Origin of the sequence: Flavobacterium geliluteum (genome assembly GCF_017948595.1) — a bacterium.
Lineage (GTDB): Bacteria > Bacteroidota > Bacteroidia > Flavobacteriales > Flavobacteriaceae > Flavobacterium > Flavobacterium flavipigmentatum.
The window spans coordinates 90,822-114,791 of record NZ_JAGFBV010000006.1 but is presented as its reverse complement, the minus strand read 5'-3'; the positions used below and the strand labels follow the sequence as shown (position 1 = coordinate 114,791).

Sequence of the window (23,970 nt, the reverse complement as noted above, 5' to 3'; positions counted from 1 at the left end):
TATTCAGTGATCAAAAATTTAGTTTAAGAGAGGTTCCGAGGCCCTTAGAGACTTAGATTCTAAGTTTTTTTAAAAAAATTAAAGCTTGAAATCGCTTTTCACTGATCAACAATCTAAAATCAACAATCTAAAATCTAAAATCAGCATGTCATCACACCATATAGTTCGCGACGATCAGGAACCGGCCTTAATTATTGCCAATGGCGCGTCCTGCAATAATGAGTTGCTCGGACAGTTGCTCGAATGGTCGCCGTTGGTCATCGTACTCGATTCTGCTATCGAAAGAGTCATTAAACTCGACATCAAAATAGATGTACTTTTGGGTGATTTTGATCGTGGTTTTGATCCGGAAACCTACAAAACCTCGCAATTTCCAATCGAAATCGTACACGCTCCCGATCAGGATAAAACCGATCTGGAGAAGGCTTTTGACTATCTTATCCAACGAAAAATCCCCGCAGTCAACGTAATTTGGGCAACAGGAAAACGTGCCGATCACACCATCACCAATCTTACCAACATCGTTCGATACAGAAATTTACTCAAAATTGTGATTCTCGATGATCACTCCAAAATATTTTTATTGCCTAAAAAATTCGAAAAATGGTACACCGCCAAAACCCCTATTTCTCTAATTCCGATCGGGGTGGTCAATGGCATTTCTTCGACCAATTTGCAATATCCTTTGCAAAATGACACCCTCACAATTGGCTATAGAACCGGTAGCAGCAACGCCGTGGCTCAGGACGGACTCGTAAGTATCTTCCACGAAGATGGCGATTTATTATTAATGGAATGTAATGATTAGAAGCTATTTCCTGCTGTCCGCTGTATCTTTTCCTGGCAAAAAAAGCCAGAAAAAGGATGTCGCTTCCATCAGGGCTAGGGCAATCATTTTCATAAATACAATTTCCCAAAAAGGAATGACTATCTTTGCACCCAAATTGATAAAATAAAATGATAGACGATTCTGAAAAAACCAATTTACATCCACGAAATCTTCATCGTTCGCGATACGATTTTGCACTACTTATTTCAAATTGTCCCGAATTAAAAAAACATGTTGCCATCAACATTCACGGCATCGAAACAATAGATTTTAGTGATCCCGAAGCTGTAAAATTGCTCAACAAAGCATTGCTACAGACCTATTATAAAATTCAAAATTGGGACATCCCCAAAAAATACCTCTGCCCTCCTATTCCCGGAAGAGCAGATTACATTCATTATCTGGCCGATTTACTAACAGAAACCAATAACGGCATTCAGCCGGAAGGGGTAAATGTTTTAGGTCTTGATGTGGGTACAGGAGCCAATTGTATTTATCCAATTTTAGGAAATGCACTTTACGACTGGAATTTTGTGGGCACCGATATTGACGAAGTTGCTATTGACAATTGTAGTACTATTATCGAAGCCAATCCGCATTTAATTGACGCCATCAGTTTGCAACAACAAACAGAATCAAGATTTATTTTTAAAAACATCATTACTCCCGAAGATCGATTCACGTTTACAATGTGCAATCCACCGTTTCACGCTTCAGAAGCCGAAGCCAACAAAAGTACTGTTCGCAAGATTTCAAATTTAAATCCGAAAGAGAAAAAAACAACCAATCCAATTTTGAATTTCGGAGGCCACAATGCCGAATTATGGTGCAATGGCGGAGAAATTGGTTTTGTAACTCAAATGATTTACGAAAGTGCCAAATATCCCATGCAATGTTTGTGGTTCACGACTTTAGTATCCAAGAAAGAAAACCTTTCGAGCATTTATAAGACTTTAAACAAAGTAAATGCTTCCAAAATCAAGACCATTGATATGGCGCAAGGGCAAAAAACAAGTCGTATTGTTGCTTGGACTTTCTTAAGCGCTAATCAGCAAAAAGAGTGGAAGTTGTAATTTTAAATTCTAAAAACAATAAAAATAGAATCTTAAATTTCAAAAAAAACTATTTTTAATGCTTTTAAACTACCGTATACTTAAATAATCTAAAAAGTTTATATTTTTTTTACCTTGAGTAAGAATTTTAATATAAAATTATGTAGTTTTACCATTACAAGAAATTTATTTTTGATGTTTTACAATCTGGCGAATAATACCACTTTAATTTGCAAGCATAGTACAGCATCATCTTTTCCAATAAAGTCGCTATTACCAATGGTTCAGATTCTCATGCCTTAAAGATTCATACCAAAAACAAATTCAAAATCCCCTTCTCATTAATTTATTATAGTGCCCAAAGCCTATTTTAAATTATTTTTTTGATTTCTATTATTTCAAAACCAAATTAATAACAAACCAAAATTATGAAAAAAGATCTATTCAAAAATGGAATGCTTTTACGACTCAAAAAGGTGTCGCTTTCGCCATTTGCATTAGCCATTATTCTCGCCAACAGTAACAATTTAAATGCAACTGATCTTAAAAACACACCAGAAAACAACGTTCGGATAACTCAAAACAATAAAATTGACCTTGTAAAAGGAAAAGTCGTAGATGAAACTGGAGCTTCCTTACCCGGGGTTAGCGTACTGGTAAAAGGTACACAACGAGGGGCAGTCACCGATATTGAAGGAAATTATACTATTGAAGCTAAAATTGGAGACGTACTGCAATTTTCGTATGTGGGGCTAGAAAGCAAAACTGTAACCGTTACCGGGCCTGTTGTAAATGTTACTTTAGCAAGTGGAAGCGGCGAAACTTTGCAGGATGTGGTCATTATTGGGTCACGTAATCCGACCAGAACCGTCACAGAATCTGCCGTGCCAATTGATGTGATTGCGATGAAAGATATTGCCACTCAGGGCGCACAAACCAATTTAAATCAGATTTTGAATATGGTGGCACCTTCCTTTACCTCCAACACACAAACTGTAGCAGACGGAACAGATCACCTTGACCCTGCCCAATTGAGAGGTTTGGGACCCGATCAGGTTTTGGTTTTGCTAAATGGTAAAAGGAGACACACTTCATCATTAGTAAATATTAACGGAACTCCCGGAAGAGGATCAGTAGGAACAGATTTGAACGCCATTCCCTCATTTGCTCTCGAAAAAATTGAGGTTTTAAGAGATGGAGCTTCTGCTCAATACGGCTCAGATGCTATTGCAGGAGTGATCAATTTAAATATAAAAAAAGATACTAAAAAACTCGATATTAATCTTTTTTCAGGAAGCAATTTCTCAAAAAATGCTAATGATCACAGAGGCGGAAATGATGGAAATCATTACCAATTGGACCTAAATTATGGTACAAATTTAGGCAAAGAGAAAAGTTTTATCAACGTAACAGGAAGTTTGCAATTGCGTGATGCCACAAGCAGAGCTAATGATGCAGCCGGTACTATTTACAATGCTTATAATGCTATTGAACAAAGAGCTTCTGAAGATGGCATCAACATCAATTCTTTGTTCGGAAATATAAGTAATACACCAAATACAACACAAATAATCAATACGATAAAAGGATATGCGCCACAAGTGAGCTATTTTACAAGTGCTCAACAAACCGCCATAAGTAATGCTACCACTATCCCGCAGTTACAAACTGCATTAAATTTTGATGCAACCGACGGAGAACTGGCTTATCGAAATCTGGAAAGAAAAAATTTTAATATGCGTGTGGGACAATCTTCATTTGAAAGTGTTCAGTTCTTTCTGAATGCTGCTTACCCTATAAACGATAAATTAGAAGTGTATGTTTTTGGCGGTACAAGTTACAGAGAAGGAGAATCTGCCGGTTTTTTCAGAAGGCCAAATCAATCAAGATCCTACACAGGCTTGTATTTGAACGGCTTTTTACCTGAAATACATTCTACCATTAATGACCTTTCTGCTGCAGCAGGACTTAGAGGTACTCTTTTTAAAGATTGGAATTTTGACCTGAGCAATACCTTTGGAAGAAATGCTTTTGATTACAATATAGAAAACACTGTAAATGCCACTTTAAGAGAAGGCTCACCAACAGAATTTGATGCAGGAGGTTTGCGTTTTTCTCAAAACACAACCAATTTCGATTTGAGTAAAAAGTTCAATACTTTAAACGTAGCTTTCGGTGCTGAATATCGTTACGAAATGTATGGTATCAATGCCGGTGTTCCTGATTCGTACAGCCAGTATGACATTAACGGAAATGTAGTTACAGGAACAACACCTGCCAATATACGAGTGACCGATTTTTTTGGTGCCGCAAGACCTGGAGGAGCGCAAGTTTTTCCCGGATATAGAGCCGCTAATGCAAAAGACGAAAAAAGAAATAGCGTTGCCGTTTATACCGACTTAGAATTAGATGTTACTGAAAAATGGTTGCTAAACGGAGCCGTACGTTTTGAAAATTATTCAGATTTTGGAAGCACTACGAATTTTAAATTAGCCACACGTTACAAAATAACAGATAACATCAACTTGCGCGGTGCTTTCTCTACGGGTTTTAGAGCACCTTCTTTACATCAAATTTACTACGAATCGACTGCAACACAATTTACAGGAGGTGTACCTTTTGAAGTAGGAACATTCAGCAATGATTCTCAAATAGCAGGTTTATTGGGTATTCCAAAATTAAAACAAGAAGAATCCAGAAGTGCAAGTGCAGGATTTAGTGCCAAAATACCATCAGCTAATATTACGATCACGGCCGATGCTTATTACATAAAAATAAAAGACAGAGTGGTACTTACCGATCAATTTACTCCAACTCCTGTAACACAGTCGCTTTACGACCAAGCGGGCGCCAATGCGGCTACTTTCTTTGCTAATGCGATCGATACGGAATCAAAAGGAATCGATGTTGTGATTACGAACAAATTAAATTTAAATGAAAATTTGACCTTAAAAAATGATTTGTCAGGAACTTTTTCAAAAACGCAGCAGGTAGGCAGTATTCACGCTTCACCAATTTTGGAAGCCGCCGGACAGGTAAATACTTATTACTCTGAATCCTCAAGAATATATCTGGAAGAAGCAGTTCCACGAATAAAAGTGAACTTAACAAATAATCTTACTTATAAAAAATTCGATTTCTTTTTAAGAAATGTATATTTTGGAGAAGTTACAGATCCAAACGTTGCAGATGTAAATGGTGACGGATTTGTGGGCGCCACTATTGTAAATGGTAAAGCCGTAGAAAATGAGCATCCAGTTTGGGGAGGAAAAGTAATTACTGATATGTCTGTAGGCTTTAAAATTACTGATTTTACTAAAATTGTAATTGGAGCTAACAATATTTTTGACATTTATCCTGATAAAAACTTAGGTCCGCAAACCGCCAGGAGAGCCAATGGTGTTGATGCTGGTGGAAACGTAACCTATGCGCCAACCGCAACCGCTATTGATTTGTCTAATCAAAATCAGTTTGTTTACTCACGAAATGTTTCACAATTTGGTCAAAACGGACGTTTTGTGTTTGCAAGATTGAGCTTTAGTTTCTAAGTTACCCCAGAATTAGTAAAATGGAACAATCGTCAGCATTTATTTGTTGGCGGTTTTCTTTTGGATTTTACTTTCGTATAAAAAGAAATCAAACTTGTATCTTTGTAAATAAGAACTTTTACTTTTTAAAATGGAATTTCAAGTAGCCTCAGATTACAGCCCTAAAGGAGATCAACCGCAAGCGATAGAAAAATTAGCGCAAGGTGTTCGTGATGGCGAAAAGTACCAGACATTACTCGGTGTTACAGGTTCTGGAAAAACCTTTACCGTTGCCAATGTTATTCAGGAAGTTCAAAAACCGACATTAGTTTTGGCACATAACAAAACGTTAGCAGCGCAATTATACTCAGAATTCAAACAATTTTTTCCGAATAATGCGGTAGAATATTTTGTTTCGTACTACGATTATTATCAACCGGAGGCTTTCATGCCTGTTACTGGTGTTTTTATAGAAAAAGATTTATCTATCAATGAAGAGCTGGAAAAGATGCGTTTGAGTACTACATCTTCTCTCCTATCAGGTCGTCGAGATATAATTGTTATTGCCTCTGTTTCTTGTTTGTATGGTATTGGAAATCCTGTAGAATTTCAGAAAAATGTTATTGCTATCGAAAGAGATCAGGTGATTTCGCGTACTAAATTATTACACAGTCTGGTACAAAGTTTATACGCCCGAACCGAAGCTGATTTTACTCCCGGAACCTTTAGAATCAAAGGTGATACTGTAGAAGTGTATCCAAGTTATGCTGATGATGCTTTTAGAATTCACTTTTTTGGAGACGAAATTGAAGAAATAGAATCTTTTGACGCTAAAACTTCATTAGTTATAGAAAAATTTAAAAAACTAACTATTTATCCGGCCAATATGTTTGTGACTTCTCCCGATGTTTTGCAAGGAGCAATTTGGGAAATTCAGCAAGATTTAGTCAAACAGGTTGATTATTTTAAGGAAATAGGCAAACATCTGGAAGCAAAACGATTAGAAGAGCGCACCAATTTTGACCTTGAAATGATTCGGGAACTAGGTTATTGTTCCGGAATTGAGAACTACTCACGTTATCTTGACGGAAGAGAAGCGGGCACGAGACCTTTCTGTTTGTTGGATTATTTTCCAAATGATTATTTAATGGTAGTTGACGAAAGTCACGTGACCATTTCGCAAGTACACGCTATGTATGGAGGCGATCGTAGTCGAAAAGAAAATCTAGTCGAGTATGGTTTTCGTTTACCTGCAGCTATGGACAATCGCCCTTTGAAATTTGAAGAATTTGAAGCCATGCAAAATCAGGTGATTTACGTATCTGCAACGCCCGCCGATTATGAATTGCAAAAATCAGACGGAATTTATGTTGAGCAAGTAATTCGCCCAACTGGTTTATTAGACCCAATTATAGAAATACGCCCAAGTTTGAACCAAATTGATGATTTAATTGAAGAAATACAGATTCGTTGTGAACTGGACGAAAGGGTTTTGGTTACCACTCTGACCAAAAGAATGGCGGAAGAATTGGCCAAATATTTAACCAAAGTGAGTATTCGCTGTCGTTACATTCACTCAGATGTCGATACTTTGGAGCGTATCGAAATTATGCAGGATTTACGTAAAGGTATTTTTGATGTCTTAATTGGAGTCAACCTGCTTCGTGAAGGTCTTGATTTACCGGAAGTTTCGTTGGTTGCAATTTTAGACGCCGACAAAGAAGGTTTTTTACGAAGCCACCGCTCGCTCACCCAAACTATTGGTCGGGCAGCTCGAAATCTAAACGGAAAAGCCATTATGTATGCCGATAAAATTACGGCAAGTATGCAAAAAACAATTGACGAAACCAATTATCGAAGAACCAAACAGATTACCTTTAATACGGAAAACGGCGTAACTCCTCAGGCTTTAAATAAAAAAATAGAAAGCGCTTTTACCAAAAATCCTTTGGTAGAATACGAACTAGGTCATAATTTGTCTCTTGCGGCAGAACCAGAAACGAAATATTTACCAAAAGCCGAATTAGAAAAAATGATTCGTGAGAAACGCAAATCAATGGAAAAAGCGGCGAAGGAACTTGACTTTTTACAGGCAGCAAAATTACGTGACGATATAAAAAAACTACAAGAACAATTGCCTTAATTATGCTGTTCCTGAAAAACTTTCAGTAAAAGTTTAGGATCGATGATTGCATTGGGTGCTTTTTTCATTAAATCCAAAATGCGCTTAGTAGCTGCAGGATTGAGTCCCATTTGTATTGAAATTTGCTGAATCGCAATGGCTTCTTTTTCGTGCAAAACACCATCGCAATGCATGATAAGCGCCAATCTGTAGAATTGTTGGATGCGCTGAAACTCAGACTTGATCACTGTGGGTTTGATTTCCTGATGAAATAAATCCTGAAAGGTGACCACATCAATTTGCAGTTCCTGAGCCACTAACCACAAAAATTCGTGTTCTCTCTTATGCAATTTCCCATCAATTGTAGAGAAAGCAATCATTTCGAGAAGCAAACTTATTTTATCGGTTTGGGTATTCATCTAGTTTTTTATTTTGGCTAAAATATTGTTTTTACTTTTAAAAGACAAATCTTTGAAACGTATATAAATAAAATAAGCTGTATAAAATTCTTAAACGAAGAACAAAAATCATAAAATACTGCATCAAACAACAGAGCTTCATTAAAATTAAATCATTTAACAATTTTAACTTCAATAATCATTTTTTTTAACTAAAATTGCATTTCAATCTGATCTTTTCAATTCATAAATAGTTATATTTTCTTTTTCACTTTTTTAATATAATGAAAGTATCAATCTACAATTATACAAAAAATATAAAATTTTAAAAGAGATAAATTCTGTAAATAGAATTCTGAATCGGTTTTTAAATTTAAAAAAAACAAAAAATGCAACTAATATTAAGAGAATACAATCTAAAACTAAAACATACTTTTACGATATCAAGAGAATCTATCGATTTTCAGCCGTCGTTAATTGTGGAACTAAAAAGCGATGGATTTTCCGGATATGGAGAAGCCACATCGAACCCTTATTACAAGACGACGGTTCCCGTAATGATGGCAGATTTAGAAAAAATTAAACCTCTAATCGAAGCTACAGAAGATGAAACTCCCGAAGAATTCTGGTCTAAAATACATCCTCACCTAAAAGAAGACATGTTTGCTTTGTGCGCTTTAGACCTGGCTTACAATGATTTGTATGCACGTAAAAAAGGTAAAAAATTATACCAATTATGGAATTACACTACCGAAAACAATCCGATGACGGACTACACCATCGGGATTGCTTCTATAGAAAAAATGGTTTCAAAAATGCGGGAATTACCGTGGCCGATTTATAAAATTAAATTAGGCACCAAGGAAGACATTGCCATTGTAAAAGAACTCAGAAAACATACCAACGCCATTTTTAGAATTGATGCCAACTGCGGATGGGGAGTTGAAGAAACGATTAATAATGCTGTTGAACTGAAAAAATTAGGCGTAGAATTTTTAGAACAACCTATGAAAGCTGACAATTGGGAGGCTCATAAAGAGGTTTTCAAACACTCGGTTTTACCAATCGTTGCAGACGAAAGCTGTATTATTGAAGCAGATGTGGCAAAATGCTTCAATCATTTTCACGGAGTAAACGTAAAACTGGTAAAATGTGGCGGTTTAACACCTGGAAAGCGCATGATTGAGGAAGCAAAAAAGTTAGGATTGAAAACGATGGTAGGTTGTATGACAGAATCAACGGTTGGAATTTCAGCTATTGCGCATTTGCTACCCCAATTGGATTATGTAGATATGGATGGTGCACTATTACTTGCCCAAGATATTGCAACGGGTGTGACCATAAAAGATGGCATCATTTATTATTCGGAACTTAACGGAACTGGCGTGACTTTACTTTAAACGATGATGAAAGTAACACAATTTCCAGATAGAATCATCGAAATAGACCAAGAACAATATTTGTATTTTGGAGGAACCGCCTATTTGGGATTGCCAAAAAACACTATGTTTCAGGAATTAGTGGTAAAAAACATCCTGAGATGGGGAACAACTTATGGAAGTTCCAGAAGTGCCAACATCAAACTTACTGCTTATGATGATGGTGAGCTTTTTTTGGCTCAACACATAAAAGCCGCAGCAGCAGTTACCGTTTCTTCGGGAATGTTGGCAGGAAAACTCGTTATGGACGAATTACGAAAAGATACAGCTTGCTTTTTTCACTTGCAGGAGATTCACACTGCTATTAAAACCCCTAATAGTTTACCTGTTTTAATCAATGGTAAATTAAATACTCGTTTGCTCGATAATGCTGTTGAAAAAATAACAATTCTTGCCGATGCCGTACCTTCGCATCAAACAAAAGCAATTGATTTGAGTATTTTAAAAGAAATTTCAAGTTGTAAAGAAATCACTTTGGTTATTGATGAGTCGCATTCACTAGGCATATTGGGAGAAAAAGGCTCAGGAATATACTCCTCTATACACCTTCCTATTCAACGAAAAATTATGCTGGCATCGTTAGGTAAAGCATTTGGGGTGACTGGAGGCGTAATTGCTAGTGATACTTCTTTCATAAATCGAATAAAAAACCTAGATACTTTTGTTTCTGCTGCCGGAATGAATCCTGCTTTTGTGCAAACTTTGGCTGATGCCGAGGAAATTTACAAAATTCAACATCAAAAACTAACAGAGAACCTGAAGTATATAGATTCTAAACTAATCAAAAATGAGAACATTAAATTTGATAAAACGTATCCGTTGATTTATATCGAAATAGAAAGTATCACGGAAGTTCTCAAAGAAAACAACATTATTATTGCCAATTTCAGGTATCAGGAAAACTCTAAAGACATCAATAGAATTGTGGTTACGGCGAATCATCTTAAAGAAGATCTGGATAAATTGATAAACATCTTAAACGTCTTTAATTCGAAATAATGTAAAAGAGTCTACCATGAATTACACAAATTTTCACGAATTGTATTGTTTTTAGAATTTAATTAGCGAAAATTAGTGCGATTCGTAGCAAAAAACAGCTCCCTTGCTCAATAAAATGTAATCAAATTACTTTTAAAACGTACCTTTGTAAAAAATTAAACGATGACAAACAACGATATCTTAAAAAAACTTCGCGTGGCTTTGATGCTCCGTGATGACCAAATAGTTGAAATTTTAGAATTAGTAGATTTTCGAATTTCAAAGTCAGAATTAGGCGCTTTTTTTAGAGCTGAAGATCATGAAAATTACATGGAATGCGGTGATCAGGTTTTGCGTAACTTTCTAAACGGATTGGTTATTCATTTGAGAGGAACGAAAGAAAATCCTAAAAACCCAAATGATGTTTTAGCGAAACATAAAGCGGAGATTCCAAAGAAAGAGAGCACAAAAGAAAGACCTGAATTTAAGGCGAGTGCCAAAGATTCAGAAAAAGGAAGAGGCGACAAAGCGCCTTCAAAATCAGCGCCCGCAGCCAAAAAACCTTTCAAGAAAAACAACTCAAAAGCTACTCCTAAAATTCAGGTTGTAGAAAAAGTTGTTTACAAAAACGGTAAGAATAAAAAATAGCGTTTTAACCGCAAAGAACGCTAGGATTTTAATCTGGCATTGAGCTCTGCATTGAGCTCTCATAAACGCAAAGTTTTTTTAGCCACAGATTATCAGTATTAAAAGGATTATTTAAAATCTACCTTAATCTATGTAATCTGTGGCTAACTTTTTTATAGAATCCTTGTATTTTTTTGCGGTTAAAATATTTCCAAAAAAAAACCATCCTTTAAGGATGGTTTTTATATAATTGATTTCTTGTTTGATTAAGAAAGTGCAGCCTGAACCTGATCAGCAGCTTCTTGAAACTGAGTAGCTGATAAAATTGGCATACCTGAATTGTCAATCAATTCTTTTGCAATTTCAGCATTTGTTCCTTGCAAACGAACGATAATTGGCACTTTAATAGCATCACCCATATTTTTGTAAGCATCTACAACTCCTTGCGCCACACGGTCACAACGAACAATTCCACCAAAAATATTGATCAAAATAGCTTTTACGTTAGGATCTTTTAAGATAATACGGAAGGCCGTTTCAACACGTTTTGCATCAGCAGTTCCTCCAACGTCAAGGAAGTTTGCAGGTTCAAAACCAGCATATTTAATTAAGTCCATAGTCGCCATTGCAAGACCAGCTCCATTTACCATACATCCTACAGTACCGTCAAGATCTACGTAATTTAAACCTACTTCTTTAGCTTCAACCTCGATTGGATTCTCCTCACGGATATCTCTCATCTCAGCGTATTTTGGTTGTCTGTATAAAGCATTATCATCGATATTTACTTTAGCATCAACAGCCATAATTTTATTGTCTGAAGTTTTCAAAACTGGGTTGATTTCAAACATAGAAGCATCAGAACCAATGTAAGCATTGTATAATGAATCGATGAATTTAACCATTTCTTTGAAAGCATTTCCTGAAAGACCTAAGTTAAAAGCAATTCTTCTTGCTTGAAAACCTTGCAATCCAACAGAAGGATCTACTTCTTCAGTAAAAATTAAGTGTGGTGTATGCTCCGCAACTTCTTCGATATCCATTCCACCTTCAGTAGAATACATGATCATGTTACGACCTGTAGCTCTATTCAATAAAACAGAAACATAAAATTCAGAAGTTTCACTTTCACCAGGATAGTATACGTCTTCTGCAACTAAAATTGTGCTTACTTTTTTACCTTCGGCAGAAGTTTGAGGTGTAATCAATTGCATTCCGATGATTTGTCCGGCAATTTCTTCAACTTGTTGCAAGTTTTTAGCTAACTTAACTCCACCACCTTTTCCACGTCCACCTGCATGAACCTGTGCTTTTATAACATGCCATCCTGTACCGGTTTCGGCAGTTAATTGTTTCGCAGCTTCAACAGCTTCAGCTGGACTATTAGCCACAATTCCGCGTTGAATGCGTACTCCGTAACTCGCTAAAATTTCTTTTCCTTGATATTCGTGTATGTTCATAATATAGAATTTGTCTGGTTCTGAAGTTAGTTCAGAATAAAAGTGGGACAAAAATAGCAAAATTCAACTTAAAAGTAAAATCTTTTTCAATTAAAAAAATCATCCTGCTTCACATTAAAAGATAATTACTCTTTGAAGAAAATAAATAGTTAAACTATTGCATTCAAATTGTTAACTAAAAAACACTATTTCGTTTGAAATTTAACAAAAAAACCAGTGATTTCAATGCCTCAGAAAGGTATTTCATTAAAATAATTCAATACATATTGTGATTTTATCATTTCGCAATGCTTTCTACGAAATTATTATCATTTAAGAATCGTTTTTCTAATATTACTACAAAAATGTAAGCCGAATTACATTTTCAATACATTATATTTAACGAAATCTCTATTTTTGTAAAAAAAATATCAAGAATGAAAGTTAAAGAACAAGGGCTTTATCTGCCTGAATTTGAACACGACAACTGTGGTGCAGGATTTATTTGTAATTTGAATGGTATTAAGTCTAACGACATCATTCATAAGGCATTGGATATCTTAATTAAACTGGAACATCGTGGTGCAGTTAGTTCTGATGGAAGAACTGGAGACGGTGCTGGAATTTTATTTGACATCCCACATGCTTTTTTTAAAAAAGTATGTGATTTTGAAATCCCTGAAACACGCGAATATGCAGCAGGAATGGTTTTTTTACCGAAAAGTAAAAATCAGGCTGCTTTTTGTATGAATGCTTTCGAATCTACCATTAAGGATCAAAACTTAAAAATTCTGGGTTGGAGAGATGTCCCTGTTGACGTTGAAAATTTAGGGCAAATCGCCGCAGAAAAAGAACCAACAGTTAAACAGGTTTTTGTTAGCAAAAACGGTCAGGAGTTAACAGAACAAGAGTTTAATGCAAAACTTTTTGCAGCTAGAAAAATTGCCGAACACGCTATAAGAGGCTCTAAAACCTCAGAAAGCCACATGTTTTATTTCTCTAGTTTATCGACTACAACTATTATATACAAAGGTCTTTTGATGCCAGAAGACATTAGTAGGTACTATATTGACTTAAAAGATCCGGATTTGGTGACGCGTTTGGCGTTAGTTCACCAACGTTTCTCAACCAATACTTTCCCGTCATGGGAGCTGGCGCAGCCCTTTCGATACATGTGTCACAATGGTGAAATTAATACTCTTCGCGGAAACGTAAGCAGAATGCGTGCTCGTGAGGAATTGATGGAAAGCAAAGTTTTTGGAGCTGATATCAAAAAATTGTTCCCTATTATTCTGGAAGGAAAATCAGATTCTGCTTCTATGGATATGGTGATCGAACTTTTACTAATGACGGGTCGTTCCTTGCCAGAAGCCATGATGATGGTCGTTCCGGAGGCTTGGGAAAAACACCAAACCATGTCTGCAGAGAAAAGAGCTTTCTACGAATTTAACTCTTGTATCATGGAGCCTTGGGATGGCCCTGCTTCTATTCCGTTTACAGATGGCAATGTAATTGGTGCTTTACTGGACAGAAACGGATTGCGTCCTTCTCGCTATACCTTAACAAAAAGCGGTTTCGTGATCATGTCATCAGAAATTGGTGTTTTGGATGTAGAACCTGAAGATGTGGTGCAACACGGTCGTTTAGAGCCTGGAAAAATGTTCTTGGTTGACATGAATGAAGGTCGTATTATTGAAGATGACGAAATCAAAAAAGCTATTGTAACCAAGCGTCCATACAAAGAATGGATCGATGCCAATTTGTTACCACTGGCTAAAATTCCATATACCAACAACCCTACTCCTGTTGAAAAACTTGATTTTCAAACCAGACAGCGTCTGTTTGGTTATACTATAGAAGATTTAAAAACAATCATTAACCCAATGGGAAGTCAGGGTGGCGAGGCCATCAGCTCTATGGGTAACGATACGCCATTGGCCGTTTTATCTGATCAGCCACAATTATTGTACAACTATTTCAAGCAATTATTTGCTCAGGTAACCAACCCGCCTTTGGATGGTATTCGTGAAGAAATCATTACCGATATTAGTTTAGCGATTGGTGGTGATTTTAATATTTTTGAAATTGAATCAAAACAGTGTAAAAAATTAAAAATCCAAAATCCCGTAATCTCAAATGAAGATTTGGATAAAGTAAGAAACATTGATCACGTTGATTTTAAATCGGCTACTATTTCTACTTTATATAAAATAGAAAAAGGAGTTAATGGTTTGGAGCGCGCACTTGAAAAATGTGTTCAGGCTACTTTTAAAGCTGTTTCTGAAGGTTGCAACATTATAATTCTTTCAGACAGAGGCGTAAGCGAAGAAATGGCTCCAATACCAATGTTATTGGCGTGTTCTTACATTCATCACTCTTTAAACTTTTTAAAAGTTCGCTCTAAATTCGGCATCATAATCGAATCTGCTGAGCCACGTGAGCCACATCATTTTGCTTTATTATTCGGATATGGAGCAAGTGCCATCAATCCATACATGGTAAACGAAATCATTCATGATCAAGTAAACCAAGGATTTATAACGGGCGTAAAAGCCGATTATGCTATTGTAAATTACAACAAAGCAATCGCAAAAGGCATCCTTAAAATCATGAACAAAATTGGTATCTCTACGTTGCATTCGTACAGAGCTGCTCAAATTTTTGAGATTTTAGGTCTCAATAAAACGTTCACCAATAAATATTTTCCTTACACTCCTTCCAGAATCGAAGGAATTGGCTTGATGGAAGTAGAAAAAGAAGTTAAGAAACGTTTCCAAAAAGCATTTCCAAATTCTAAGATTGCCAATTTATTGCCTTTGGAAATAGGTGGAATTTACAGATGGAGACGTGGTGGCGAAAAACACATGTTTAACCCCACCACTATTGCAAAATTACAGCAGGCTGTTCGCTTAAACAGTCCGGAAAGTTATAAAGAATACTCTAACATGGTAAACGAGCAAAGCTCAAACCTAATGACTATTAGAGGTTTATTCGAATTTAATAATTTAGATCCAATTTCTATTGATGAAGTAGAACCTTGGACAGAAATTGTAAAAAAATTCAAAACCGGTGCGATGTCTTACGGCTCTATCAGTAGAGAAGCACACGAAAATTTGGCCATTGCCATGAACAGAATTGGAGGAAAAAGTAATTCTGGAGAAGGCGGAGAAGATCCTAAACGTTTCCAGAAAGAAATCAACGGAGACTCTAGAAATAGTGCCATCAAACAAGTCGCTTCTGGTAGATTTGGCGTTTCGATTAACTATTTAACGAATGCTAAAGAAATCCAAATCAAGATGGCTCAGGGTGCAAAACCTGGAGAAGGTGGTCAATTACCAGGAGAAAAAGTAGTGCCTTGGATTGCAGAAACCAGAAATTCTACGCCTTATGTAGGTTTGATTTCGCCTCCGCCGCACCACGATATTTATTCTATCGAGGATTTATCTCAGTTAATTTTCGACTTAAAAAATGCTAATCGTGAAGCACGTGTCAACGTAAAATTAGTTTCAGAAGTTGGAGTTGGAACCATTGCTGCTGGTGTCGCAAAAGCGAAAGCAGATGTGATTTTGATTTCAGGTTATGACGGAGGAACTGGTGCTGCACCCTTAACATCATTGCAACACACTGGTATTCCTTGGGAACTTGGCTTAGCCGAAGCACAACAAACTCTAATCTTAAATGATTTAAGAAGTCGCGTTGTTCTAGAATGTGACGGACAATTGAAAACAGGTCGCGACGTTGCCATTGCCGCTTTATTAGGAGCCGAAGAATTTGGTTTTGCTACTGCTCCTCTTGTTGCTTCTGGCTGTATTATGATGAGAGCTTGTCACTTAAATACGTGTCCTGTAGGTATTGCTACTCAGGATCCTGAATTGAGAAAAAATTTCAAGGGAACTCCAGAGCACGTGATCAACTTTATGTATTTTATTGCTGAGGAATTAAGAGAAATCATGGCACAATTAGGTTTTAGAACCTTAAAAGAAATGGTGGGACAATCGCAGAAATTAAATGTAAACAAAGCGATTAAACATTATAAAGCCAATGGTTTAGACTTATCTTCTATTTTATACAAACCAGAAAAAGCAAAAACGGTTCCGAATCACAATACGACTACGCAAGATCATCATTTAGAAAACGTATTGGATTTTGATATTATAAAAGAAGCGATTCCTTCTATTTACAGAAAGGAAAAAACAAGAGTTACCTTTAAAATTAAAAATACAGACCGCTCTGTAGGCGCTATTTTGAGTAATGAAATCTCAAAAATCTATGGCGCTCAAGGTTTGCCTGAAGACACTATTTTGGTTGATTTTGAAGGTTCTGCAGGACAAAGTTTTGGTGCATTTGCTACCAATGGTTTGTCGTTTAAAATTCACGGAAACTGTAATGATTATTTAGGAAAAGGCCTTTCCGGAGGAAAATTGATTATCAAAGTCCCTCCTACAGCTACCTTCAAACCTGAAGAAAACATCATTATCGGGAACGTTGCCCTTTACGGAGCTATTACCGGAGAGGCTTATATTAATGGAATGGCCGGAGAGCGTTTTTGTGTTAGAAATTCTGGAGCAACTGCGGTTGTAGAAGGAATTGGAGATCACGGATGCGAGTACATGACAGGTGGTACTGTCGTTGTTTTAGGAAAAACAGGAAGAAACTTCGCAGCAGGTATGAGCGGTGGTATGGCTTATGTTTATGATCCAAATCAAAAATTTGATGCGACTTTATGCAACATGGAAATGGTTGCCTTTGATCCTATCGAAACAGAAGATGTGGTAAAAATAAGACGATTGATTAAAAATCATTCACTGTACACCAGCAGTCCATTAGCAAAAAGAATTTTAGAAAACTGGGAGAATGAGCAGCATCATTTCGTAAAAGTAATGCCAACTGATTACAAAAAAGCATTACAAAGAATTGCTGAAGAGAAAAAAATAGAAGAATTAATAGCTGGATAAATGATTTTAGAATTTTAGATTTTATATTGAAATTAACCTCAAAGCTTTGCGGACTTAAAACTCTCAAAGAAGCAAAAATTAAAAAACTTGCGCCCTTTGCGGTTAAAAAAATTGGGATTTGGAATTTTTTAAAATTGAAAATTTATCATTTAGATTTAATTAAAATGTCATGGGTAAAATAGGCGGATTTAAAGAATATAACAGAGCCGACGAAAGTAATATTGAGGTTATAGAACGTGTTTCGAACTATAATGAATTTACGATTCCGTTAGCGAAAGATAAAATAAAAGAACAAGGATCGAGATGTATGGATTGTGGCATTCCTTTTTGCCACAGTGCTTGTCCGTTAGGAAATTTAATTCCTGATTTTAACGACATGGTGCATCAGGAAGAATGGCAAAGCGCTTTAGAAATTCTGCAATCTACAAACAACTTTCCGGAATTTACAGGTCGCTTATGCCCTGCTCCATGTGAGAAATCATGTGTATTGGGCATTATAAAAGAGCCTGTGGCAATCGAAAACATTGAAAAAAACATTATCGAAAGAGGTTTTACCGAAGGTTGGATCAAACCACAAACGCCATTAACCAGAACAGGCAAAACTGTTGCTGTTATTGGTTCAGGACCTGCTGGTTTGGCAGCTGCTCAACAATTAAATAGAGCGGGTCATACCGTTACTGTTTTTGAAAGAGACAATGCAATTGGAGGTTTATTGCGTTACGGAATTCCGAATTTCAAATTAGAAAAAGGAATCATCGACAGACGTGTTTTAATCCTTGAAGCAGAAGGAATCACTTTTAAAACCAATGTAAATGTTGGTGTTAACTTTAGTGTAGAAGAACTTAATACTTTCGATTCTATCGTATTATGCGGTGGCGCTACCGAAAGAAGAAGTTTGCCAACGAAAGGAATAGAAAGCAAAGGCGTTGTGCAGGCAATGGATTTCTTGACACAGCAAACCAAAGTTTTGTACGGAGAATCTATTCCAGATCAGGTAAAAGCAACTGGCAAAGATGTTATTGTAATTGGTGGTGGTGATACAGGTTCAGACTGTGTAGGTACCTCTAACAGACACGGAGCAAAATCTGTAACCAACTTTGAGATTTTACCAAAACCTCCTGTTGGAAGAAGCGAAACTACTCCTTGGCCTTTCTGGCCTTTACAGCTCAAAACTTCCTCTTCTCACGAAGAAGGTTGTGGCAGAAACTGGCTAATCAATACCAAAGAGTTTTTATCAAATGAAAAAGGAGAACTAGTGGGACTAAAAACTGTCGAAGTACAATGGAAAATGACTCTAGGACAACGACCTGAATTAATCGAAAAAGAAGGCTCTGAAAAAATATGGCCTTGCGACTTGGCTTTATTGGCTCTAGGATTTACAGGTCCTGAAAAAACGCTAAGCGAGCAATTAGGTCTCGAAATCGATATGAGAAGCAACTACAAAGCAAACAATTATCAAACGAATGTTCCTCATATTTTTACAGCTGGTGATATGCGAAGAGGCCAATCTTTGATTGTATGGGCTATTTCTGAAGGCCGCGAAGCTGCACGAGAAGTAGATTTGTTCCTAATGGGATCAACCAATTTGCCAACCAAAGGAAATGGAGATTTACCGAGTTTGTGATTTTTTAAGGTTCTAAGATACTGAGTCGCTAAGGTTCTGAGTTTTATTTTAAATACTTTAGAATCTTAGCGATTTTTTTTATGCCACAGATTTCGCAGATTAAAATGATTTCTTTGCCTCGAATTACACTAATTTTCACTAATGTAGATTGAGTTGATTTTTATGTACCGTAATTAATTCGGGCGATTCGTGGAATTTGTGGGAAAAAATGAAACAATCTTTAACAAAAAACTTAGCAAATCAGAACCTTAGCAACTTTTTTTTTTGCCACAGATTTCGCAGATTAAAAGGATTTCTTTGCCACGATGACACCAATTTTAACTAATCACAAAAACGCATAACTCAACTTTAAAAATAAAAGTTCGCATAAATTCATGTCATTCGTGGCAAAAAACTTAGTAACTTAGATTCTTAGTAACTTAGCATCTTAAAAAAGATTTACAAAAATCTTTTTTAATCAACTTTTTGTTAAAAATTAAACAATTTGTTATAATTTGTTATTTTTCTACAATTAATTTGCAGTTCATCAAAAGAGTAATAAATTTGCTCAAAATAGTTTAACAATGCAAGCAAAAGATTTACTGCAATTAGCAGATCAATTTGGAAGTCCTTTATATGTTTATGATGCCGAGAAAATCCAATCTCAGTATGACAGATTAACAAAAGCTTTCTCGAAGGTAGAAAACTTAAGAGTAAATTATGCCATGAAGGCACTCTCCAACGTTGCAATTCTTCAGTTGTTAAAGAACATGGGGTCTGGATTAGATACTGTATCTATTCAAGAAGTCTTATTAGGTCTTCATGCTGGCTACGAACCAGACAGAATCTTTTTTACACCCAACGGGGTTTCATTAGAAGAAATTGAAGAAGTTGCCGCAATGGGCGTTCAAATCAATATCGATAACTTGTCTATTCTGGAGCAATTCGGAACCAAATATCCTCAAATTCCGGTATGTATCCGTATCAACCCACACGTTATGGCAGGAGGAAATGCCAATATTTCAGTAGGTCATATCGATAGTAAATTCGGAATTTCGGTACATCAACTGCCGCATATCTTGCGCATTGTCGAGAATACCAAAATGAGCATTGTTGGGATTCACATGCACACAGGATCTGATATTCTGGATATCGAAGTATTCTTATACGCAGCCGAAATTCTGTTTGATACAGCAAAACACTTCAAAGAACTAGAATTTTTAGACTTCGGAAGCGGTTTTAAAGTACCTTACAAAAAAGACGATATCGAAACTGACATCGAAGAATTAGGTAAAAAACTATCCAAAAGATTCAACTCTTTTTGTACAGAATACGGCAAAGATCTAACCCTAATTTTCGAACCAGGAAAATTCCTAGTGAGCGAAGCTGGTTTCTTCCTAGCCAAAGTAAACGTAGTAAAACAAACAACTTCAACGGTTTTTGCCGGAATCGATAGTGGTTTCAATCACCTGATCCGTCCAATGTTTTATGGTTCGCAACATCATATCGAAAACATCTCGAACCCAAAAGGAAAAGAGCGTTTTTACTCTGTGGTAGGCTATATTTGCGAGACCGATACTTTTGCAAGCAACCGCAGAATTCAAGAGATTACCGAGGGCGACATCTTGGCTTTTAGAAACGCCGGAGCATACTGTTTTTCTATGGCTTCTAATTACAATTCGAGATACAAACCAGCCGAGGTATTATGGATGAACGGTGAGGGAATCCTAATTCGTGCCCACGAAACTTTTGAAGATTTGCTTAAAAATCAAATTCCGTTGCCAGAAACGGCAACAGTTTAAAAATAAAAGAAAAAAGAATATCAATTGTAAAAATCCTGTTTCAACTTGAGACAGGATTTTTTTTGTTTAAAAAATATCTTTATTCCTTTTACCCTTCGTCATCCTAAACATTTTACAATTTTTCTTCATTAGAAATCACGCAAAATCTTCGATCGAAATCCTCAAGACCAACTACTTCAAAACCAATACTACTTTTTTGGGCGTATCCCTCCGGGTCGGGCTTTCGGCTTTATCTTTTGCCTTACTTCGGCGGCAAAAGGATACCGCCTCTATCCCTTACGCGGCAATCGTTTTCATAACGATATAAAATTTCATCAGTTAATTTATTACAAAAAAATAGTACTTTAGTAAAGATAAAATGTATAATTTTTTAATCCAAAGCCAGCAAATTTGGACTATTATGAGCCATTGCATAGTTTATATATACAAGTTAATCATAATTTTATAACGCTACCAAAAACCCAAAAGACAAAAAATGAGTGACCATAGTATTTCGATAGTTCCAAGGCAATCCAGTTATCCAGACAAAAACATCAAAGCACAAGAAATTTTGACTTGGCTGATTTCGCAGGATATTGTCAAACCAACCCTTACAGATTGTATTTTAAGCAGCAATAATGGTTATTCAATCTCTCATGGTGCAAAACAAGTAACCAATCTTCCAGATGAATTACCGTTTAACCTAATCACCAATGGTTTGGAAATTATTACTGAAAGAAATGTTTTTCATGCGGGTGAAACCGGTATAGACGAATGCATTTGCCCGAACTGCAAACAAAACATTGCATCTGAAGATTGGGACTTCTTAAATGACTGGGCCGAAAATAAAAGCGATACGCTAACGTGTCCTTTGTGCAAGGTTGCGACTGATATTCAGAAATTTTCCTTTTTACCCGTTTGGGCATTTAGTGACTTGGGGTTTACCTTCTGGAATTGGCCGAACTTTACAGACGAGTTTCTTACGGCGTTTCGACATAAATTAGGTGGCGAAATCTTGCTAGTACATACCCACATTTGATAGGATCTTAAATGTGCAAACATGTCGCAATAAACAGTAACTTACGTAATAGAATTATTCAACTTAACAGGAGTGATTAAGCCTTTTACAGTCTTTTTTAGGTCTAATCATGAAGTTTTTAGGTTGGGTTGCGAACCTAAAACTTTAGGTTCAAGACCTAAAAAATTCAGTACAGAACCTAAAAACTGAGTGATAACGTCGAAACATTGGGGTAAAATAGCTCTTAGCAAAGCACCTCTACCCTTATGAAAACGAGACTTCTAAACTAGCCCTGATGGTAGCGATATCCTTTTGTGGCGGGGTTCGCCACAAAAGATTTAGCGTACAGCGGGACGAGACGTCATTATGGAAATAAAATTTGTGCTTCTGAAACTTAAAATCATGAGGCAGTTGTATCTCAATTGATCTAAAACTGATATATTTACAGCATTAAAAGTTCCAGTTATGCAAAAAATTACTTTACTATTTTCTATATTATTTTTAACGCTTTATTCTTGTGGGGTAAAAACCACTCAATCACTGTTGAGCGATGGTAATTATGACGGCGCTATTGATCGCGCTGTAGAGGCATTGCGCACCAAAAAAGAGTCGAAAGGAAAGCAAGATTATGTGTATTTGCTAGAAGAAGCGTTTGCTAAAGCAAAAGATCGGGATTTGCGCAATCTCGATATGATGGTAAAAGAGGCGAATCCTGCCAATGCAGAACGTATCTACAACACTTACTTGCAATTGAACAACCGTCAGGAGAAAATAAGGCCTTTATTGCCTTTGCCTTTATTGAAGCAGGGAAAAAATGCATATTTTCCGTTTGATAATTATTCAGATCAGATTGTGAGCAGCAGAAATGCACTTTCTAAATATTTGTATGAGAATGCGTCGGCGCTTTTGAAGTCTAATAATAAGATGGATTTTAGAAAAGCGTATGATGATTTTGCTTATTTAGAAGGTATAAATCCCGGTTATAAAAATACCAAAAAGCTCATGGACGATGCGCAGTTTAAAGGAACTGACTTTGTAAATGTGTATGCGAAGAACGAAACCAATATGGTGATTCCGAAGCAGCTGCAGGATGATTTATTAGACTTTAAAACCTACGGACTAAACGATAAATGGACGGTCTACCACAGTGCTAAACAAAAAAATGTTACGTACGACTATAGTATGGTGATCAATTTTAAGCAAATTAATATTTCGCCTGAGCAGATTAAAGAAAAAGAATTTATAAAAGAAAAGCAGGTTAAAGACGGTCTAAAAACACTTCTGGACAGCCGTGGAAAACCTGTAAAAGATAGTTTGGGCAAAGAAATAAAAGTAGATAACTTTAGATTACTACGTGCTAATATTTATGAGTTTAGACAGTTTAAATCGTGCCAGATCACGGCCAAAGTAGATTTTATTGATGTAAGAAGAAACGAGCTGCAACAATCGTTTCCGGTCGTGAGCGAGTATGTTTTTGAGAATATTTATTCGACTTACAAAGGAGACAAAAGTGCTTGCGAAGACAATTATATGACGTATTTTGACAAACGTTCTGTGCCTTTTCCTAACAACGAGCAAATGGTGTATGATACGGGCGAAGATCTGAAAGCCAAACTAAAAGATATTATTGTTCGCAATAGATTTCGAGACTAAACAGATGCCCTATATTACCCCAAAACCTAAAAAATCATGAAAAAATCATTTCTACTTGCAGCATTCTTACTGCTTATAAGTGCTCCTTTGTTTAGCCAGACGATTGCAGACTTAAAATTGAAACCTAAAGAAATTCCGAAGTCTTATGCATTAAGCGATGGGCACAATTGCGTATCTATTCAGGCGTGCTCTTTTTATAATGATGTTGCCACCTACAACACACTCGTGGGCACCGTAAAGAAAAAGGAAATTCAGAGTTTTAAGAGCAAGGGCGACAGCGGTACGATAATGTATTTTGAATTTGAAAACCGATTTAAAGGGGATGCTTTTCTGCAAGGACTCCTTTGGGGCAGAGACAAAGAACCAACAGACGCACACCCTGAAGAATACTTGGCCAAAGGAAAGTTCCTGATCATCTGGAGTTTTCACCAGGACAGTCCCATCAAAGAAAAATCGGAAGAAAAAATAGAAGCACTTTTGCAGTAAGTAGTTCAGAACAAAGCAAAAGCTCATAAAAGAACAATAGTACTTTTTTGGGCGTGCCCCTCC

14 protein-coding genes and 1 pseudogene are annotated in these 23,970 nt (G+C 36.4%); 13 read left to right on the top strand and 2 right to left on the bottom strand.

From position 1 onward, the window contains the following. The first annotated feature begins 145 nt into the window (after positions 1–145). From J3495_RS05410 to uvrB, 4 genes are all read left to right on the top strand, one after another. On the top strand, positions 146–808 hold the full coding sequence (locus J3495_RS05410; RefSeq protein ID WP_210665552.1) for a thiamine diphosphokinase: 663 nt from the start codon (positions 146–148) through the stop codon (positions 806–808). 149 nt (positions 809–957) lie between these two features. Then, positions 958–1,902: a 23S rRNA (adenine(1618)-N(6))-methyltransferase RlmF gene (rlmF, locus tag J3495_RS05405; protein ID WP_210665551.1), complete on the top strand. Its 945-nt coding sequence runs from the start codon at positions 958–960 to the stop codon at positions 1,900–1,902. Between the two features lie 407 nt (positions 1,903–2,309). Beyond that, the gene (locus J3495_RS05400; RefSeq protein WP_236025399.1) at positions 2,310–5,429 is read left to right on the top strand and encodes a TonB-dependent receptor; all 3,120 of its coding nucleotides are present in this window, start codon (positions 2,310–2,312) and stop codon (positions 5,427–5,429) included. Between the two features lie 130 nt (positions 5,430–5,559). Continuing rightward, the gene (gene uvrB, locus J3495_RS05395) at positions 5,560–7,551 is read left to right on the top strand and encodes an excinuclease ABC subunit UvrB (protein ID WP_210665550.1); all 1,992 of its coding nucleotides are present in this window, start codon (positions 5,560–5,562) and stop codon (positions 7,549–7,551) included. Here the strand turns inward: uvrB and J3495_RS05390 are convergent. Continuing rightward, the gene (locus J3495_RS05390; RefSeq protein ID WP_210665549.1) at positions 7,548–7,949 is read right to left on the bottom strand and encodes an excinuclease ABC subunit B; all 402 of its coding nucleotides are present in this window, start codon (positions 7,947–7,949) and stop codon (positions 7,548–7,550) included. The two genes, uvrB and J3495_RS05390, sit on opposite strands and share 4 nt — an antisense overlap. Before the next feature lie 368 nt (positions 7,950–8,317). Between J3495_RS05390 and J3495_RS05385 the strand changes: the two genes are divergently transcribed. From J3495_RS05385 to J3495_RS05375, 3 genes are all read left to right on the top strand, one after another. Further along, positions 8,318–9,328, top strand: a complete 1,011-nt coding sequence (locus J3495_RS05385) for a dipeptide epimerase (RefSeq protein ID WP_210665548.1) — start codon at positions 8,318–8,320, stop codon at positions 9,326–9,328. Between the two features lie 3 nt (positions 9,329–9,331). Next, positions 9,332–10,366 (top strand): aminotransferase class I/II-fold pyridoxal phosphate-dependent enzyme, encoded by a 1,035-nt coding sequence (locus J3495_RS05380; RefSeq protein WP_236025398.1) that lies wholly within the window; start codon positions 9,332–9,334, stop codon positions 10,364–10,366. Between the two features lie 162 nt (positions 10,367–10,528). After that, on the top strand, positions 10,529–10,993 hold the full coding sequence (locus J3495_RS05375; protein WP_210665547.1) for a DUF1456 family protein: 465 nt from the start codon (positions 10,529–10,531) through the stop codon (positions 10,991–10,993). Between the two features lie 245 nt (positions 10,994–11,238). Here J3495_RS05375 and sucC read toward each other — a convergent pair whose 3' ends face one another. Continuing rightward, positions 11,239–12,432, bottom strand: coding sequence for an ADP-forming succinate--CoA ligase subunit beta (gene sucC, locus J3495_RS05370; protein ID WP_210665546.1), 1,194 nt, complete (start codon positions 12,430–12,432; stop codon positions 11,239–11,241). 416 nt (positions 12,433–12,848) lie between these two features. Between sucC and gltB the strand changes: the two genes are divergently transcribed. The 6 genes and pseudogenes from gltB to J3495_RS05340 all read left to right on the top strand — a co-directional run bounded on the left by gltB (position 12,849) and on the right by J3495_RS05340 (position 23,907). Next, the gene (gene gltB / locus J3495_RS05365; RefSeq protein ID WP_210665545.1) at positions 12,849–17,366 is read left to right on the top strand and encodes a glutamate synthase large subunit; all 4,518 of its coding nucleotides are present in this window, start codon (positions 12,849–12,851) and stop codon (positions 17,364–17,366) included. Between the two features lie 169 nt (positions 17,367–17,535). Then, positions 17,536–18,990 carry a glutamate synthase subunit beta gene (locus J3495_RS05360; RefSeq protein ID WP_210665544.1) on the top strand — a complete coding sequence of 485 codons (1,455 nt, stop codon included), beginning with the start codon at positions 17,536–17,538 and terminating at the stop codon, positions 18,988–18,990. Between the two features lie 560 nt (positions 18,991–19,550). Beyond that, positions 19,551–20,771, top strand: a pseudogene (gene lysA / locus J3495_RS05355) (diaminopimelate decarboxylase); the annotation flags it as partial. A 475-nt stretch (positions 20,772–21,246) separates the two neighbouring features. After that, the gene (locus tag J3495_RS05350; RefSeq protein WP_210665542.1) at positions 21,247–21,789 is read left to right on the top strand and encodes a hypothetical protein; all 543 of its coding nucleotides are present in this window, start codon (positions 21,247–21,249) and stop codon (positions 21,787–21,789) included. 444 nt (positions 21,790–22,233) lie between these two features. Continuing rightward, the gene (locus J3495_RS05345) at positions 22,234–23,421 is read left to right on the top strand and encodes a hypothetical protein (protein WP_210665541.1); all 1,188 of its coding nucleotides are present in this window, start codon (positions 22,234–22,236) and stop codon (positions 23,419–23,421) included. 36 nt (positions 23,422–23,457) lie between these two features. Further along, complete coding sequence (locus tag J3495_RS05340; protein ID WP_210665540.1) at positions 23,458–23,907, top strand: hypothetical protein; 450 nt, start codon at positions 23,458–23,460, stop codon at positions 23,905–23,907. The last annotated feature ends 63 nt before the right edge of the window (positions 23,908–23,970 follow it).